Here is a 17151-nt window from a genome sequence, read left to right as displayed (position 1 = left end):
CATACAAATATCATCTATAAACGTAAGTTTATCAAGAATTGTCTAACTTAGGTCAGTGTCTTATATAAGCTGAGTGTCTCCGTAATATTTTGTTTCCAAGAAAATTTACTTAATTGATTAGAGCCTCTTTCAATTAAGATTTGACGAAGAGTTGAGTCATGCAATAATTGTTTAACAGCATCTACTATTGAATTAGGCATTGTGGGGTCTATATATAAAGCTGCGTTACCAGCTACTTCGGGTAGCGAACTTTTATTACTAATAATACAAGGACAATTGCATGAAAAAGCTTCCAATACTGGTATGCCAAAGCCCTCATATAAACTTGGAAATATAAAAGCAAATGCCTCTTGGTAAAGCTTCCGTAGCATATAATCATCTGCAATAGGGATTTGTTGCACCCATTTATGTGCGCCAAAAGAGTGAATTAATAATCGTTCATCGTCGACAAAAGGCCCACCACCAGCACATATTAATTTTAATTTATATTCCTTTAACAATGGATGGATTGACTCAAGCAATCCTTTAAAATTTTTATATCGCTCCCGACGTCCTACAAAAAGAAGATAGGGATCTTTAATCCATTTTTCACTCTTTTCATATATTACAGGAATTAGTGAACTACCTAAATAAATAACTTCAATTTTCTCTGGATTTATATTTAATAATTCAATTATATCTTGCTTAGTGCTCTCTGAAATAGCAATAATTTTATCTGCACGGTTGGCTAAGAGTTTTTTCCTTTTATAAATTAAGTTATTTGCCTTCGTATCAGGAAATTGGTCAGCGAATTTTTCATTGATCATATCCAAAAAAGTAATCACAAAAGGATGTCTTTTTAAATATGGTATAAAATAGGGGTTGTAGTATGTAGCGTGAAAGACATCATATGGCTTTTGTTGCAAATTTGCAATTGAGAATAGCTGATTAGCCTCCTGTATAAATTTGGATTTACCACGAAAATCGGACTTGGCAAAAAAAGAATTTACTTTGAAATTATTCTCTCTTAGATGAGTATTATTGGAAAATAATATAGGTAAATAAGCTTTATTATCTATCGTTTTATTTATGCCATTAATAAGTTCAGCATAATAACGTGATATGCCCCCAAAAGTTTGAAGAGAGAAAGCTTGATGATCAAAAAAAATTCTCATAAAATTAAATAGTTTCGAGTATACCAGTTTGTGTATTCACAACTGGCAAGCCTGTAATTGTCTTCAACCTTTCTTTTTCCGTAAGGAAAGTGAGTTTTCCATTTTGATCGCGGGATTCCCTGAATTTTGCTTTTACATATCCCTCTCTTGGAGAAAGGGCTTTTAATTCCCCTAATAAATAGTTTTTCACAAAGTAAGCATTGTTACCTGCTTGATTACAGCCAACAAATGCATATCCCTTCTTATTACCTACATCACAAAGCGCGCATAAAGAAGCTCCAAAATACAAACCCGAATAATGGGCTTTTAATCTACTAAAATCAGATTTATATGGAATAGATATAGCCCGTTCAAAACCAAATGTACTATTGTACTCAACTATTACTATATCAGCATCAGCATCAGTAATTGCCTGCCATACCCAGTAATCATTACCATCTATATCTATGCTAAGAATTCCTAATTTTTCATTGAAACCATTTTCAGATAAAATCTGATTTATGTTAGCAGTTGTTATAAACGAATTTACAGCAGTGAGATCATGTAACCAATAAATAGGATCATTTTTAATATAATTAATATGATCTATAGAACCATCAATTATCAATCCTTGCCAATTATTATGCTGTAACAAAAACCGGGTATTCGATTCTTCATAATTTTCAACCCCAAATTCCACAAACTTTTCTGCTGTAATATTTAGCTTATTTACTAAATACTGTATTATACCATCATCTCCGAATTGAGAAAATACCTTAAACTCAGCTTCCTTAAATGATTTTGCAGTTCGTATATTTTGGGAAAGTAGCGTACCGATTAATAACTTCATTTCCTTATTCTCGTACCTTAAAAGTCTTATATCACTAAATAGCTGCTTAACTTTCTCTAACAATTTCATATATTAAGTCGTTATTTATTCCAAACTCCTTTGGCATTACCATTAATCAATTGTTTTGCTTGTATACTTCCTAAAATACTACCAGCCCAAAGAGATATACAAGATGCTAAAATTACAGCACCACTACCGATATTTAATATCTTTACCAAGAAAATAGCTAATGGAATATTTAAGAAGGCAGCAAATAAAGAACTATACAATTGTAATTTCATTTTCCCTAAGCCATTTGTTACAATTACCGTAACATTGTTCCAACAAATTGTTATTACATTCAAACCCATAACTATATTGAGTGTTTCAGGTACTGTTACTCTGCCTCCTATCCAAAAATTGTAAATAGAGCTTGCTGTTATTGTCATAATAATGACAACAACAACTAATCCAAGCCATAGTTTCTGCAAATAACTATATGTACGTACCATCCACTCTAGGTCATTTTTCACAAAAGCTTCAGTAAACGCCGACCAGTAGGGAGTTATAGCAATCATGAATAATGTGTTAATGGAATTAAAATAGCGAAAGGCTACATTATAAGTAGTTACTTCACTAGGACCGAATAATTGAGTAATAATAAGATTATCCGTATAAAACAATATAATAACTGATATTTGTATAAAGAAAAATTTATATCCTAACGCTAATAAATTTTTAGCATGCTTAAAATTCACTAAACTAAAAGATGGTCTATATGCATTTAACGATTTTTTATAAAGCACAAATCCGCTAAGTAGCATGACAATTACAGGACTAATCACCGTTAATATTACTAGATAAACTAAATTCCTATCTGCGTACCTAGTTAAGAAATATGTACCACCAAGAATCAATATATTAGACAGTAAATTAATTAATCCTGCTTGGCCTGATTCTTGAAGAGCCAGCAGAATATAAGAAAGAATATCAAGAACTAACTTAACAGCCATTGCAACTACAGTTATTAGTATAATTAATTGTAGTTGCTCAACATCAATAGTTGTATTTAAAATTCGTTGCCACGGGATGAGTTGATAAGCTACAATAAAAATTAGAATAAATCCTAGCTGAACAGCTCCAAATATAAAATAGGCCGTGCTAACATAGGTACGCGCTAATTTTATATCGTTTATAGTAACAGCTTCTGAAAATTTATTACGCAAACCATTACCAATACCAATATCCAAGAAAGTTAGCATGGTTACTATCGAACTTATCGTTAACCAGGTACCATATACGCCTGTAGATAAGTAATCAATGGTTAGTGGGACAAGTAATAGTGAAATCAACATACCACCGCCTTTATTAATTAATCCTAATAAAGTATTAAGAAGTGCTCGTCGAGTACGGGGGTGAGTGTTTTGAATTCGTTCACGAAGAAACGTAAGTGTTCCGTTTATCATAACTTCGATTTACCTTCTACATTTCTATGCAACCAATCTTTTACCATCAATTGCCCAATATTTTCCATTTTATAGTAAGCAATCCAGCCTAGATGCTTAAATGCTTTAGCTGGATTAGCATGCCCTTCGGCAATATCGGTTGGTCGAAAATAAGTTGGGTCAATACGAACATAGTTTTGCCAATCCAAGCCAACATTTTTAAAAACGACATCAATAAATTCACTTAGTTTGTGGGTCTTTCCTGTCGCGATAACATAGTCACTTGGCTTATCTTGTTGAAGCATCAACCACATAGCTTCAACGTAATCGGGTGCCCACCCCCAATCTCGAGCAATATCTATATTACCTAACACTAAAGGCTCTGTGCTACCGTTCGCAATTCTACAAGCGGCAGCTACAATTTTTTGAGTTACAAATCGCTCTGGGCGTAAGGGTGATTCGTGATTAAAAAGAATTCCGGTGCTAGCATGTAACTGGTAAGCTTCTCTGTAATTAGCTACTTGCCAAAATGCGGCCGCTTTAGCTACGCCATAGGGACTACGAGGCCGAAATGGAGTTTCCTCGTCAGCCGCTAAGGTACCTACATCACCAAAACATTCACTAGATCCAGCATTATAAAATTTGATAGGAATATCACTAAATCTAATAGCCTCTAATAGGTTTAACGTCCCTACGCTAATACTTTCAAGTGTTTCAACAGGTTGCTCAAATGAAAGTCCTACTGAGCTTTGACCAGCTAAATTATAAACCTCATCAGGTCTAACTTTCAGTAAAGTTTGTAGTACGCTCCTAAAGTCATTTATACTTATTGATACAAAGTGGATAGACTCCCGGATGCCCAATCGCGCCAAGTTGTTAAAAGAAGCCATTTGTGCATCACGTGATCCCCCATACACCTTATAGCCCTTCTCAAGAAGTAGTTTGGCTAAATAAGCACCATCTTGGCCTGACACACCACAAATTAACGCCGTTTTCATGTAAGTGGATTTCTACTCATTACTTGACGAACCAACAAAACGCCTAGTGTTAAAAAAGCTCCCGCAATGGCGCAACTAAGCATAATGATAGTACGCTTTGGTTCGCTTTTACGCAGCGGTACCGTTGGAGGCTCTAGTGTTTTAAAGGTTGGTGTATCCTCTTCTACTTTGATTTTAGCTTGCTCTAATTGCTTAGCTAAATCGCTATAAACAGACTGTTGAAGTAAATAATCGGCCTGTAGTCTTTGTTCATCAAGTTTAGCAGTATTCAAATATAGCCCTCGATTACGATCCCGATAATTAGACAGCGCATATTCGGCTGTTTGGTAACGTTGCTTTGCTTCTCCTACTTGATTCGTGAGAAATAAAACTCGTTTGCGAGCTTTATCAGTCCGGTAAGAAGTGATATAACTTGTCAAATAATTAAGAGACAATTGCGCAACCGTGGCTGCCACAACTGGGTCTGGCTCAGTAGCTGTTATCGTTAAAATACCTGTTTTCTTGTCGAATGTAGATGTAACACCTCCTTGTACGGCTTTGACTAAGCCGTCCTGCTCCTTCGTCAGTTGGATGGCCTGAATGTTATTCTTCGATTCCGTTATTTCATTGTCATCATCTTTGATTGTAAAAAATCCAAGTAATTTATCTAGAAGGTTAGTGGAACTAGTTCTGTTAATAAATTCCTCTAGAGTTGTTTCGGCGTTCAACTTTCTGGAATATACTTTTTGATTAAGCATATTCATGGCAAATGGAACACTTTGCAAAACGTTGGGGTATAAATCAGGGCGAATAGCATCAGGCGAAGATGAGTTATCAAGTCCAAGGCCAGCAAAGGCTGATACGGCGCTTAAGCCATTTGCATTTCTGCCTTGAACTTCCGGCATCACAGTAACCTCAACTTTGAATAAATTAGGTTTGGAGAAAGCATAAAGCGCACCAATTAGCAACCCAATAACTCCTCCTACGATAATTTTCAGGCGGTTCTTTTTTATGAACTGTCTAATATCATTCAGACTAATCTCTATTTCAGTCTGGTCATTATTTTTTATTTTCTCGTCAGCAATATCCATTTTAACCTTACGTAATGATAATTAGCAATCTAACTTATTAATTACGCAGTACATTAGTGAGTGCAAATGCCAGTGTGGCCAGTAGCGAAAGTATGGAGATTCTCTCTCCAGTTGACAACCTAGTTCTCTCATCGAACGGCTTAAACGGAACAATAACGGTTGAGCCAGGCTCTACTTCAGGCCAAGTTTTGAAAAATAGAAATTTATGAGTCCGTTTTTTGTGCCCGTTTGGGTAAATAACGTACGTTTTCTTCTCTAATGCGTTCTCTGTAAATCCACCTGCATCACTTACATAATCATCAAATGAATAGCTGGCTTTATAACTTACCAGAGCAGGATTTAGAACAGCCCCTTGAATAGACACGACTTCAGGCCTACGTGGAATGTATAATGTATCGTTGGGATTAAGTAATAGGTTGTCATCGGTACTTGGGTTATCGATTACCTTACTTATATCTGTACCAACATTCAAGCCATCCCGTTTAAACTGCGCAGCAGGCAGGTAGGCTTGTGGCTTCAGTCCACCAGCTCGCTTAATCAAATCAGCAATCCGTTCTCGGGGCCTGAAAATAGCATAGCTGCCAGGCTGCATTACCTGTCCCCCTATATACACTTGTTGCTGAGGTTCGTAAGTGGGTGATGTACGAACATAAACGATGTCGAACGGTTGCAAGGCAAATGGAACCTTTGATTTCGCGGGATCAGCCCCTATTTCCTGAGCATTAATCTGCAAATCTCGATCAATAGAAAACCTATGGATTTCTAAAGCCGGGGTATTTGAATCCAATGAGTCCTGACGAATACGCCTGGCAACTTCGATCAAACTTGGCTTAGCACCTTCTCGAAAACCGCCGGCATTAGCCACTAAGTCGGCTATACTCATGTTACTGACGAAAGGAATAGCCGCTGGCTCATTGACAGCTCCTTCAATATTAATAAAGTACTCTTCGCGCAAATCCCGAATCGATAAAATTGTAAGAACGTCCTGCTTCATCAATGGGATGTCAGCAATTTCGCCTTTCATCAATTTACCCAAGTCAAACGATATATTCTCTTTATCTAAGTTAGGCAACTCGCGAACAATCATTGCCCGGTTTTTAAAGGCATCATTACGTAGCCCTTCTGCCCGTTGAATGAGCTGGCGAACAGTTTCTGTACCAGGTTCAATAGCAAAATCACCAGGCCGCATAATAGCACCACCAATTTGAACCCGATTTTCGTAGCGCTCCAGAATCTTCCCAACAAAATAGGTATCTCCAGATTGAGGCACAAAATCAGCCATTTGGGCTTCAGTAATTGTCTTTATCTGGCGTTCACGATCGGTATTACGGCGAACGGTTATGCTAGCTCGGTAGGCATCATCAGCGAAGCCCCCAGCAAAGCTCAACATTGTCTTCACTGTTTCACCCGGTAGCATTTCAAAAATAGCTGGTCGGCGCACTTGTCCTGTTAATTCAACATGTGTCTGATAATCAGCAACACGAATAACATCCTGATCCATCAATCGAATATTATCCCGCTGATCAGCCCGAAGAATATAATCATACAGATCAATGGTACGAACCACGTGATTACCCCGAATGACATTAATCTTACGAAATGAACCTGTCGCTGGATTTGGCCCACCAGCTAGATACAAAGCATTAAAGGCTGACCCTAATGATGAAATCGTATAAGTTCCTGGACGCACTACTTCACCAACTATAGTAACTTTAATACTCCGAATGTTAGCAAGGGTCACATTTACAAACGTATTGCTACCCGGAACCCCTAATCCCTGATATCCACTTTTTCGTAACCGGTCTACAATACGTGCTTGAGCTTGTTCAATAGTAAGACCACTAACGAAAATGGGAGGCAGGTTCTGAATTTTAACAGTTCCTTCTGGTGCAACTTTAAGCTTTAAATTGTCAGACGATGCCCCTGAAATATCGATCCCGATTTCATCATCAGGACCAACGATATAATTACGGGGTGTCGCAATACGGAGATTTGGTTCGAAAGACAGGCTAGCATTGGCAAACAGGGAGGCCCCGAATACGGCTAGTCCACCATTTGCATCCCGCCGAGTAGTTGTCGGCAGAGAATCAGTGGCATTTCGGGTAGAAACATCCGAGGGTAGCGTACGAGCGTTACTGGAAGAAGTCGTTACCCTATCTTTCGACTGCGCGGCACCTCTTGTCTGAATCTCGGCACTGCGTCGGCGCAGAATAGCAATGTCTGCCTGAGTGAATCCCTGCGACATAGCCGCTATTTCTATCTGTGATTCAGTGAGCCCCCGACTTTGTGCCTGCCGATAGAAGTCCAGTACCTGTTCATCACTCATCAAATTGGCTCGCGAACCAGCCTGTTGAGCGGCTGCCCAATTCATTCCTATCAGCGTAAATAGCAGGAGAATAAATGAGAATTGATAATTTCGGCAGATAGAATATGACAATTTGTCCTTAGTAAGCATGAACACTGGCAATTGGGCCAAAAATTGAATTACAAAAGTAATAGATTCCCTTGAAAACGTTGTTGCACTGTAGCAAAGTATATGCTGCAACACCACCCTTACCTTGTAGTACCGCTGTAATGCACTAAATTTGCAGAAAAATAATCGGTAGTTGCTGGTAATTAGATGCATCAACGGCTGAAAAGTAACGATTACTGACCGATTACTAATGAATAAAACGAAATGATTAACTTAATAGCTAAATTTTTCGGCACCAAATCACAACGGGACATCAAAGAACTGCTCCCCTATGTTGAAAAGGTAAATACCGAATTTGTCCAGTTAAAAGAGCTTTCAAATGACGAATTACGTCGGGTCTCGGCCGAGCTTAAAGCCCAGATTGCCGGTGAGTTAGCCGATATTGACAACCAACTTTCCGAGCTCAATGAACAGGCTGGCAATCCCGATGTAGATGTTAATGATAAAGAGCAGATCTTCAATCAGATTGACAAACTCGAAGCCGATCGCAACACCGAACTGGAGCGCGTCTTACTCGACATCTTACCCCGTGCTTTTGCCGTTGTAAAAGAAACAGCCCGCCGGTTTACCGAAAATGAGCAACTAACGGTTACCGTCACCGACTTTGACCGTGAGATTGCCAGTCGTAAGAAAAATGTTGTTATCGACGGCAATCAGGCGCATTGGGCGAATACGTGGGATGCCGCTGGAACACCCATAAAATGGGACATGGTGCATTATAACGTCCAAATTATTGGTGGTGTAGTGCTTCATCAGGGCAAAATTGCGGAGATGGCAACCGGCGAAGGTAAAACTCTTGTTGCTACGTTCCCTGCATTTCTAAATGGCCTGGCGGGGCGGGGTGTCCATATTGTGACGGTCAACGATTACCTGGCTAAACGTGACTCGGAATGGATGGCACCTTTATTTGAGTTTCATGGCCTGCGAGTGGATTGTATTGACAAACACCAGCCAAACTCTGAGCAACGTAAGCATGCCTATCTGGCCGATATTACGTACGGTACAAACAACGAATTCGGTTTCGACTACCTGCGCGACAACATGGCCCGCGAAACGGGTGAGCTAGTACAGCGTAAGCATCACTATGCTATGGTGGATGAGGTTGACTCTGTCTTAATTGATGATGCTCGTACTCCACTCATTATCAGTGGACCCGTACCTCGTGGCGATGAGCAGGATTATATTGAGCTGAAACCCCGTGTAGCTCGTGTCGTTGAAGCCCAGCGTAAATTAGTTTACGATTTTTTGAACGATGCTAAAAAGAAAATAGCCGCTGGTGATGAAAAAGAAGGGGGGTTATCGTTGTTTCGGGCGTACCGTGGTTTACCGAAACATAAGCCACTCATTAAGTTTCTGAGCGAAACAGGGAACAAAGCGTTGCTGCAAAAGACCGAGTCTATCTATCTGGCCGAGAACCAGAAACTCATGCCGGAGGCCGATGCTCCCTTATATTTCACGATCGACGAGCGTCACAATGGTATCGATCTGACGGAGAAAGGGATTGATTATATTACCGGCTCGGGTGAAGATCCGAACTTCTTTATTCTCCCTGATCTTTCTATTGACCTCAACGCAGTTGATAAAGACGCTAATTTCTCGGAACAGGAGAAAATTCTCCACAAAGAAGCTGTTATTCGAGACTACGCAGTTAAAACGCAACGCATTAATACGGTCAACCAATTACTGAAAGCTTATACATTGTTTGAGAAAGACACTGAGTACGTTATTATGGACGGAAAAGTGAAGATCGTAGATGAGCAAACAGGCCGAATCATGGAAGGGCGTCGCTGGTCGGATGGGTTGCACCAGGCCGTTGAAGCCAAGGAGAACGTAAAAGTTGAGGACGCTACGCAGACCTACGCCACCGTTACGCTCCAGAATTACTTCCGCATGTATCACAAGCGGGCCGGTATGACCGGTACCGCCGAAACCGAAGCCTCTGAATTCTGGCAGATATACAAAATGGACGTGGTGGTCATTCCAACCAACCGGGCCATAAGTCGGGCTGACGAGGAAGACAAAGTATATCGGTCGGTTCGAGAGAAATACAATGCCGTAGTCGAAGAGATTACCAGTCTGGTTGAGAAAGGACGGCCCGTGCTTGTTGGTACAACTTCGGTCGAGAACTCTGAATTATTGAGTCGATTGTTGACGCTACGGAAAATTCCTCACCAAGTTTTAAATGCCAAATACCACCAGCGAGAAGCTGAAATCGTTGCATCGGCTGGTTTGCCAGGTAACGTTACGATTGCCACAAACATGGCTGGTCGTGGTACAGATATTAAACTAACACCTGAATCTCGAAGTGCCGGTGGCTTGGCCATTATTGGTACCGAACGTCACGAATCGCGTCGGGTCGACCGGCAGTTACGTGGTCGGGCGGGTCGTCAGGGGGACCCCGGTACGTCGCAATTTTTTGTATCGCTTGAAGATAGTCTCATGCGTTTATTCGGTTCCGACCGGATTGCGAAAGTGATGGACCGCATGGGACTTGAAGAAGGCGAGGTTATTCAGCACTCGATGATTACAAAATCTATCGAAAGGGCCCAGAAGAAGGTTGAAGAAAACAACTTCGGCATTCGGAAGCGCTTGCTGGAATACGATGACGTAATGAATTATCAGCGCGAGGCTATATACAAACGTCGTCGGAATGCGTTGTTTGGCGACCGGTTACCGCTGGACATTGCCAACACGATGTACGACGTAGTGGAAGAAACCGTCAATAATGCGGAGGGGAACTATGAAGAAATAAAACTCCAGCTTCTGACGACTCTTGGCGTCACTCCGAATTTATCGAATGACGAGTTTAACCGCTTGAAAAAGCCCGATCAGATTCGGCGCCTGTATGACGAAGCCGAAGTGCAATACCAGGCGAAGAATCATGCCATTGCAGAAAAAGCGTTACCCATTCTAACACAGGTCATGAATGAGCAGGGCCATCAGATCAAAAATATCGTTGTGCCTTTCTCTGATGGTATCCATGAGTTGACGGTTGTTTCTGACTTGCAAAAAGCCGTTAGTTCGGGAGCTCGCGAGATCGTAACGGAAATGGAGAAGGCCGTAACCCTGTCGGTGATTGACCAGGAATGGAAAGAACACCTCCGCGAAATGGACGACCTGAAGCAGTCGGTACAGAATGCTGTCTTCGAGCAGAAAGATCCGTTGCTGGTTTATAAATTCGAGTCGGTTGAGTTATTCAAACGGTTCCTTAACAAAGTAAATTTCGACACGATCAGTTTCCTGACGAAAGCCGACATTCCAGCGCAGGAACCAGAGGAAGTACAGCAGGAGATCCGTCAGGCCCCCGCGCAGCGTCGTCCGCAGCCACAACCAAAGCTGCACACGAACATGGAGGATTTCGATGACGATCACCTCGCCACCGGTCCCGAGGAATACGCCCGACGGATGGCCGAAAATAATGCAATGGGTGCAGGTGCTCCACCAATGCCGCCACGGCAGCCTGCACGGGTGGCCAAAATGGATCGCAATGCCAAAGTAAGCGTTCAATATGCCGATGGATCGGTCAAGCGTGATGTTAAATTCAAAACGGTTGAAAATGACGTAGTGAGCGGCAAAGCGATGCTTATTGAGTAAAAAATCAAGATAAATACACGAAAATGCCTTCTGGAACATCTGGTCAGAGGGCATTTTTTTTGATCGAAGTAACAGTTTTTATAGACACTTTTAGGCAAGCCAAATCGTTATAAAACAGCATGAAAAAGGTCATTTTTTCTCTGTTTCTATTTGGATTATTTTCTTTCTCACCGCCAGCGAATCCCATTCTGTTGCGCCCGGAACGGCTGGCCTTTACACCCAAAGAATTCTATATTGCGACCGTTACAGATCAACGATCTGAACGGGGTCCTATCGCCCGATTAGCTCTAACGCTAAATCAACCTACTCAAATGGTTGACCTAGAAAAAGGAGTAGCCGCAAGCTTCCAGGATTTTATCAATCAGGGATTAAAGCAAAACAAGGGGCTACGTCCCATCGCAATGCGTATTCGACAATGTCGAGTCAATGAAACCGCTGTTGGAAACCGGGTGTCAGGCCAATTTGCGTTTGCTGTTACGTTTGAATTATTGGGCAAAGACGATTCGGGAGACGAAACCAGTACCCGTTTGACTGACTACCAAGGTAGCGCTATTTACACACGAGCCCTCGGCCAGACGACAGTTATTGAGCAAACTATTCGGCAGGCATTAGTTGCTTCACTACGTAGTTTAAATGACTACATGAATCGCGAGAGTGGACAGAATGAGAAATTGGCAAAGGCGCTCAGGGTTAACTTTATTGATGATACCCGAATTACTAACGACGATACGGTTCATTATAATACTGATCGCAAACTGACTTGGTCTGACTTTCGGGCTGAGCCTCGCAAGGGTAGTCACTACGCTGCCGAAGTATTTACCAGTTTTGCGTATGAAGGAAAAAGTACGGTTAAAGACGGAGTCATAAATCTTAATCTGACGGCCAAAGCATACATGTTGAAAAACTCATCGTGGGGTCGCGCCGATGCTCGAAATGCCTATGCGCTCAACCATGAACAAAGACATTTCGACATTGTAAAAATTATTATTGAACGCTTTAAACGTAAAATCCAGGCCGACAGCCTGACGCTGGAAGATTACAACAGCATCGTTCAGTATCAGTTTATTGAAACGTATCGGGAAATGAACCGAATGCAGAATCAATACGACGATGAGACCAATCACAGCTTGAATCAGCCAGCTCAGGAACGCTGGAACCAAAAAATTGATGCAGAACTACGTAGCTTTGGGGTGATAAAATGAGTTGGAAAGATAAGGCAGCATGAGAAGAACTTGCGCTGAAGGCCGGGCATCTTATCTCTACTGTCTTTCTTCTCATATTGTATGAAGAAAGTCCGCGTTCTGCACATTAGTACTGCTCACCAGCCTCAAGACCCGCGCATTGTATTCAAACAATGCCAGACGCTTGCCGAATCATCATACGATGTTTTCTGTGCCTTACCCAACGCGGACCCAGCTGTTGCCCCCGGTATTCATTTCATCCGGCTACCTTATTTTCAGCGTGTTATCTGGCGTACGCTTCTTACTTGCCCGCTTATTCTGCTACGTTGCCTGTGGTTACGGCCAGGGATCATCCATCTATACGTACCAGAATTCATACCGTTTGCGTTTGTTTTCCAGCTTTTTGGCGCGCAGGTGATCTATGAAGTGCAGGAAAATTTACACAAGAAAATGCACTTGAAAAGCTTCAATAAAGGGTATGTGCTGGAAAAAGCATTTCGGTGGTTCGATGCTCTCGCCCGACGGCATTTCTATCTTATTTTTACTGAACATGGCTATTTAGATACGTATACATCACTGGCTAAGCCTCATGTCGTTATCTACAACTATCCATTGCTAGCGTTTCTGGAACCATTTCGACAGCCTTATCAACCAATTCCAGCGCAGCCATCCTTTTTCTATATTGGCTGGCTAAGTTTCGAACGGGCATTTGATACGTTGGTAGCAGGCTTGGTGAAACTGAAGCTAACGTATCCCGATTTCGTGGCGCATCTGTTTGGTCGGCAAACGTTTACGGAAGCGGATCTGATTAATTTGCCAAATTTTACGGACATACGTAGTAATCTGCGCTTCCACGGTTATGCAGACCAACGCAGCGCCTTTCCTTATGCCGCCCGGGCAACTGCCGGTCTGGCGCTCCTTAAGCCAGTCGGAGATTATCCCGATTCCTATACGACTAAATTATTCGAATATATGGCTTTAGGTCTGCCGGTTATTACCTCCGACTTTACGCTTTATAAGGACGTAGTAGAGCGGCATTTTTGTGGCTTCTGCGTTTCTCCTTATGACTCCAATCAAATTGCCGATGCACTTATCTATTTGATCGAACACCCAGAGGATGCCCGTGCTATGGGACAACGGGGACGTAGCGCTGTTGAAAACACTTATAACTGGACAAGTGAATCAAAAAAACTACTTATCTATTATGATCTTGTTCTTTCCTACAAGCATAATAGTACTTAAACAAGATATATTCAACATATTGTAGCATTGTTCTAATGTTCAATACCACGTTTTCCCGGAAGGATTTAACTTTAGGTGCTAATTGGGATCAAACCTGTATTAGCGCTACTTTTTTGGCCTGATGTACATACATGCAGTAAGCCATTACCTACCAACAGAGGTAGTTGGCAACGAATATTTTACTCAACTCAACGGTTTATCCAGCGAGTGGATTATTGAGCGCACTGGAATTGTGGAGCGACGCAAAGCCGCCCCCGGTGAAAATACAAATACCATGACGGTTGACGTGGTTCAACGGCTCATGGACAAAACGGATTTGACCACGGTTGATCTAATCGTAGGGGCAACATATACACCCTATGATACCATCGTTTCGCTTGCTCACGAGGCACAGCATCATCTTGGTATCGCAGATATTCCAGTTGTTTCGATCTCGACTGCCTGTTCATCTTTCATAAATGCAATTGAGGTAGTAGAAGGCTACTTTGCGCTGAATAAAGCCAGTCGTGCTTTAGTCATTGTGTCGGAACATAACACAGTTTACAACAACGAGCAGGACAAAGTATCCGGGCATCTATGGGGTGATGGAGCGGCCGCTCTGCTTATTACCAAAGAACGGCAGAGCGAAGATGATTTTAATATTGTAGCCCTACTGACTGGTGGGGCAGCCCATACAGCCAAAGCCACTACAGCGGTCATGATGAAACCCATGGAAGGAGGTGTTACTATGCCTTTCGGTCGTGATGTATTCATTAACGCCTGCCAATACATGCCTAAAGCCAGCCTACAGATTCTCGAACGCTGTGGTCTGACGCTTGCCGATGTTGACTACATTCTACCTCATCAGGCTAACCTGCGCATATCCCGGAATGTCATGAATACGCTCAGCTTACCGGAAGAGAAACTAATCTCCAATATTCAGCGGTATGGCAATACGGGTTGTGCTGGCTGTGCTATTGCTCTATCAGAGCGGTGGGATACCTTTCAGAAAGGCGAACGTATCGTTATCACCGTATTTGGCGGTGGTTATTCCTACGGGGCTATGCTGGTGGAAGTATAAAAATAGTCGTAAGTCGTAAGTCGTAAGTCAGCAGTCGCCAACATCAGATACTGGCAACCACTGACTTACGACTTACGACTTACGGCTTTACTGGGCTTCTGCCCGCCAAGTGTTGTTTTTTCCGTTGATATCCGGCAATTTTTGATCCGGATCAACGACAACGGTCTTAAGGGGCGACGTTGAATTGTACTTGAACGTCCAGGTTCCACCCCGCTGCCAAACTTCTATTGGCAAATTCATTCGCCCTTTCTTACCGTTCGTCTCAGTCACTTCAATGGTGACAGGCATGGCCATTTTTTCGAGGTTTTCAATAGAGATCAGCGATCCTTTATCAGCCGCACCGTCCACGTACTTCACTTCTTTAACGCTCTGGTCCAGTTTCCAGGTTTCGTAAAAGTAGCCACGCCAGAACCAGCCTAAATCTTCACCGGCGCCATCTTCAATACTTCGGAAGAAATCGTATGGGGTTGGGTGTTTGAACGCCCAGCGGCTAACGTAATTTTTGAAGGCAAAATCAAAGCGATCAGCCCCAAGAATAACATCACGTAGCAGTTTCAGACCCATGCCCGGTTTGTAATAGGCCAAAATACCGAGCGCTCTGGGCTGCTGCACATCGGGGATAGTCATAATCGGTTCAGCGGGATAGAACAATGCCGGTGCCAAATCATGCATTGTGCCACGTTCCCGATTGTACTCACCTTTGTTGAAATTAGCTGTCGACAACGTATTGATGAACGTATTGAAACCCTCATCCATCCACGGGAATTTCCGTTCATTGTTTCCCACGATCATTGGAAACCAGTTATGACCAAATTCGTGATCAGTTACACCCCAAAGGGCATCTTTCTTATCTTTATGATCGCAGAAGATAATGCCGGGATATTCCATACCCCCCACAATACCCGCTACGTTGGTCGCGACAGGGTAACTGAATTCGTAGAGATATTTCGAGTAAAATTCAACGCAACCTTTAACGTACTCCGTCGATCGATTCCATGAATCGTTCGTGGCGCTCTCGGCCGGATAAACCGATTGCGCCAACGCAGGTTTACCGCTTGGTAAATTCATTTTAGCCGCGTCCCAAACAAATCCACGCGACGACGCCCAGGCAACATCGCGGGTATTCAGGCATCGAAATTTCCAGGTCAATGTACCCGATTTCTTCGGGCGTGTATTGGCGTCCGAAACTTCATCTTTACTACGTATTATAACTGTCTGATCACTTTTGCGAGCCTGGTCCAGACGCTTCATCTGCTCAGCAGTAAGCACCTCATTTGGATTGAGTAATTCTCCCGAACCAACAACAATATGATCCCAGGGAGCGGTAACGCTGTATTCATAATCACCGTAGTCGAGGTAAAACTCGCCCGCTCCTAAATAAGGCAATACGTTCCAGCCTTCAATATCGTCGTACACACACATGCGGGGATACCATTGGGCAATCTCGTAAATGATACCATCACGACGCTTCAGCTGCCCCATGCGGTCTGAACCATACTCCGGAATTTTGAAGGAATACGCCACCTTGACTTTAACCAGGTCGCCGTTTGGCTTTACGGGATCGGCTAAGCGAACCTGCATGCGCGTGTCGGTAACTTCATAGGGCGTCGTAGTGAATTTACCCTTCCCCTGTTCAACCGTAACGCTGGTGATAGAAAGGCCACCTGAAAAGCCCTGATTACCAAAGCGGCCACCACTAATGGGCGTCGTTTTAGCCGCCCGGGACGTATCACTAAACGCGTTTTGGTCTAATTGCAGCCACAGATAGGCTAATGTTTCGGGCGAGTTATTTTTATAAGTAATTGTTACTTCGCCGGTAATGGTGTTCTGCTGGTCGTCGAGCGTAACATTAATCTGATAATCAGAGCGATTTTGCCAGTAACGTGGCCCGGGAGCACCGCTGCCGGTGCGGTAGTCATTGCCAGGCTGCATGTTAAACAGGGGATGAAACAGTGCCAGAGGATCGTATTTCGATGTTGCGGAGGTGGACGATGTCCCAGTTTGAGCAAAGGATGCTAAACTTAACATCCACAATCCTGCCCAGAAAGCAATTTTTTTCATGAATTATCAAATACAAAAACTAGTAGTCTACAAATAACGGCAGAAAGCCTCAAAATCAGCTAGGG

General features: G+C 42.6%; 11 protein-coding genes. 4 read left to right on the top strand and 7 right to left on the bottom strand.

Annotated elements, in window-relative coordinates; genetic code table 11:
• Positions 1-47: 47 nt before the first annotated feature.
• Genes ACYVEA_RS15605 through ACYVEA_RS15580 form a run of 6 tightly spaced genes read right to left on the bottom strand, consistent with a single transcriptional unit; the run spans position 48 to position 8101 of the window.
• On the bottom strand, positions 48-1154 hold the full coding sequence (locus ACYVEA_RS15605) for a glycosyltransferase family 4 protein (RefSeq protein WP_461114373.1): 1107 nt from the start codon (positions 1152-1154) through the stop codon (positions 48-50).
• A 4-nt stretch (positions 1155-1158) separates the two neighbouring features.
• On the bottom strand, positions 1159-2052 hold the full coding sequence (locus ACYVEA_RS15600; RefSeq protein WP_461114372.1) for a hypothetical protein: 894 nt from the start codon (positions 2050-2052) through the stop codon (positions 1159-1161).
• Between the two features lie 11 nt (positions 2053-2063).
• The gene (locus ACYVEA_RS15595) at positions 2064-3428 is read right to left on the bottom strand and encodes an MATE family efflux transporter (RefSeq protein ID WP_461114371.1); all 1365 of its coding nucleotides are present in this window, start codon (positions 3426-3428) and stop codon (positions 2064-2066) included.
• A complete protein-coding gene (locus ACYVEA_RS15590) occupies positions 3425-4405 on the bottom strand; it encodes a GDP-mannose 4,6-dehydratase (RefSeq protein WP_461114370.1) in 981 nt (326 codons plus the stop codon). The genes ACYVEA_RS15595 and ACYVEA_RS15590 overlap by 4 nt, the downstream gene beginning before the upstream one ends.
• Positions 4402-5475 carry a GNVR domain-containing protein gene (locus tag ACYVEA_RS15585; RefSeq protein WP_461114369.1) on the bottom strand — a complete coding sequence of 358 codons (1074 nt, stop codon included), beginning with the start codon at positions 5473-5475 and terminating at the stop codon, positions 4402-4404. The genes ACYVEA_RS15590 and ACYVEA_RS15585 overlap by 4 nt, the downstream gene beginning before the upstream one ends.
• 37 nt (positions 5476-5512) lie before the next feature.
• On the bottom strand, positions 5513-8101 hold the full coding sequence (locus ACYVEA_RS15580) for an SLBB domain-containing protein (RefSeq protein ID WP_461114368.1): 2589 nt from the start codon (positions 8099-8101) through the stop codon (positions 5513-5515).
• Between the two features lie 51 nt (positions 8102-8152).
• Here ACYVEA_RS15580 and secA point away from each other — a divergent pair, with 51 nt between their 5' ends.
• The 4 genes from secA to ACYVEA_RS15560 all read left to right on the top strand — a co-directional run bounded on the left by secA (position 8153) and on the right by ACYVEA_RS15560 (position 15025).
• Positions 8153-11542 carry a preprotein translocase subunit SecA gene (secA, locus tag ACYVEA_RS15575; protein ID WP_461114367.1) on the top strand — a complete coding sequence of 1130 codons (3390 nt, stop codon included), beginning with the start codon at positions 8153-8155 and terminating at the stop codon, positions 11540-11542.
• Between the two features lie 119 nt (positions 11543-11661).
• Positions 11662-12744 carry a hypothetical protein gene (locus tag ACYVEA_RS15570; protein ID WP_461114366.1) on the top strand — a complete coding sequence of 361 codons (1083 nt, stop codon included), beginning with the start codon at positions 11662-11664 and terminating at the stop codon, positions 12742-12744.
• An 81-nt stretch (positions 12745-12825) separates the two neighbouring features.
• Positions 12826-13965: a glycosyltransferase gene (locus tag ACYVEA_RS15565; RefSeq protein ID WP_461114365.1), complete on the top strand. Its 1140-nt coding sequence runs from the start codon at positions 12826-12828 to the stop codon at positions 13963-13965.
• Positions 13966-14086: 121 nt separating this feature from the next.
• Positions 14087-15025, top strand: coding sequence for a 3-oxoacyl-ACP synthase III family protein (locus ACYVEA_RS15560; RefSeq protein ID WP_461114364.1), 939 nt, complete (start codon positions 14087-14089; stop codon positions 15023-15025).
• A gap of 87 nt (positions 15026-15112) precedes the next feature.
• Here the strand turns inward: ACYVEA_RS15560 and ACYVEA_RS15555 are convergent, their stop codons facing one another.
• Positions 15113-17086 carry a M1 family metallopeptidase gene (locus ACYVEA_RS15555; protein ID WP_461114363.1) on the bottom strand — a complete coding sequence of 658 codons (1974 nt, stop codon included), beginning with the start codon at positions 17084-17086 and terminating at the stop codon, positions 15113-15115.
• Between the last annotated feature and the right edge of the window lie 65 nt (positions 17087-17151).

It is taken from the genome of Spirosoma jeollabukense (assembly GCF_054777855.1).
This window is presented reverse-complemented; position numbering and strand designations above follow the sequence as displayed.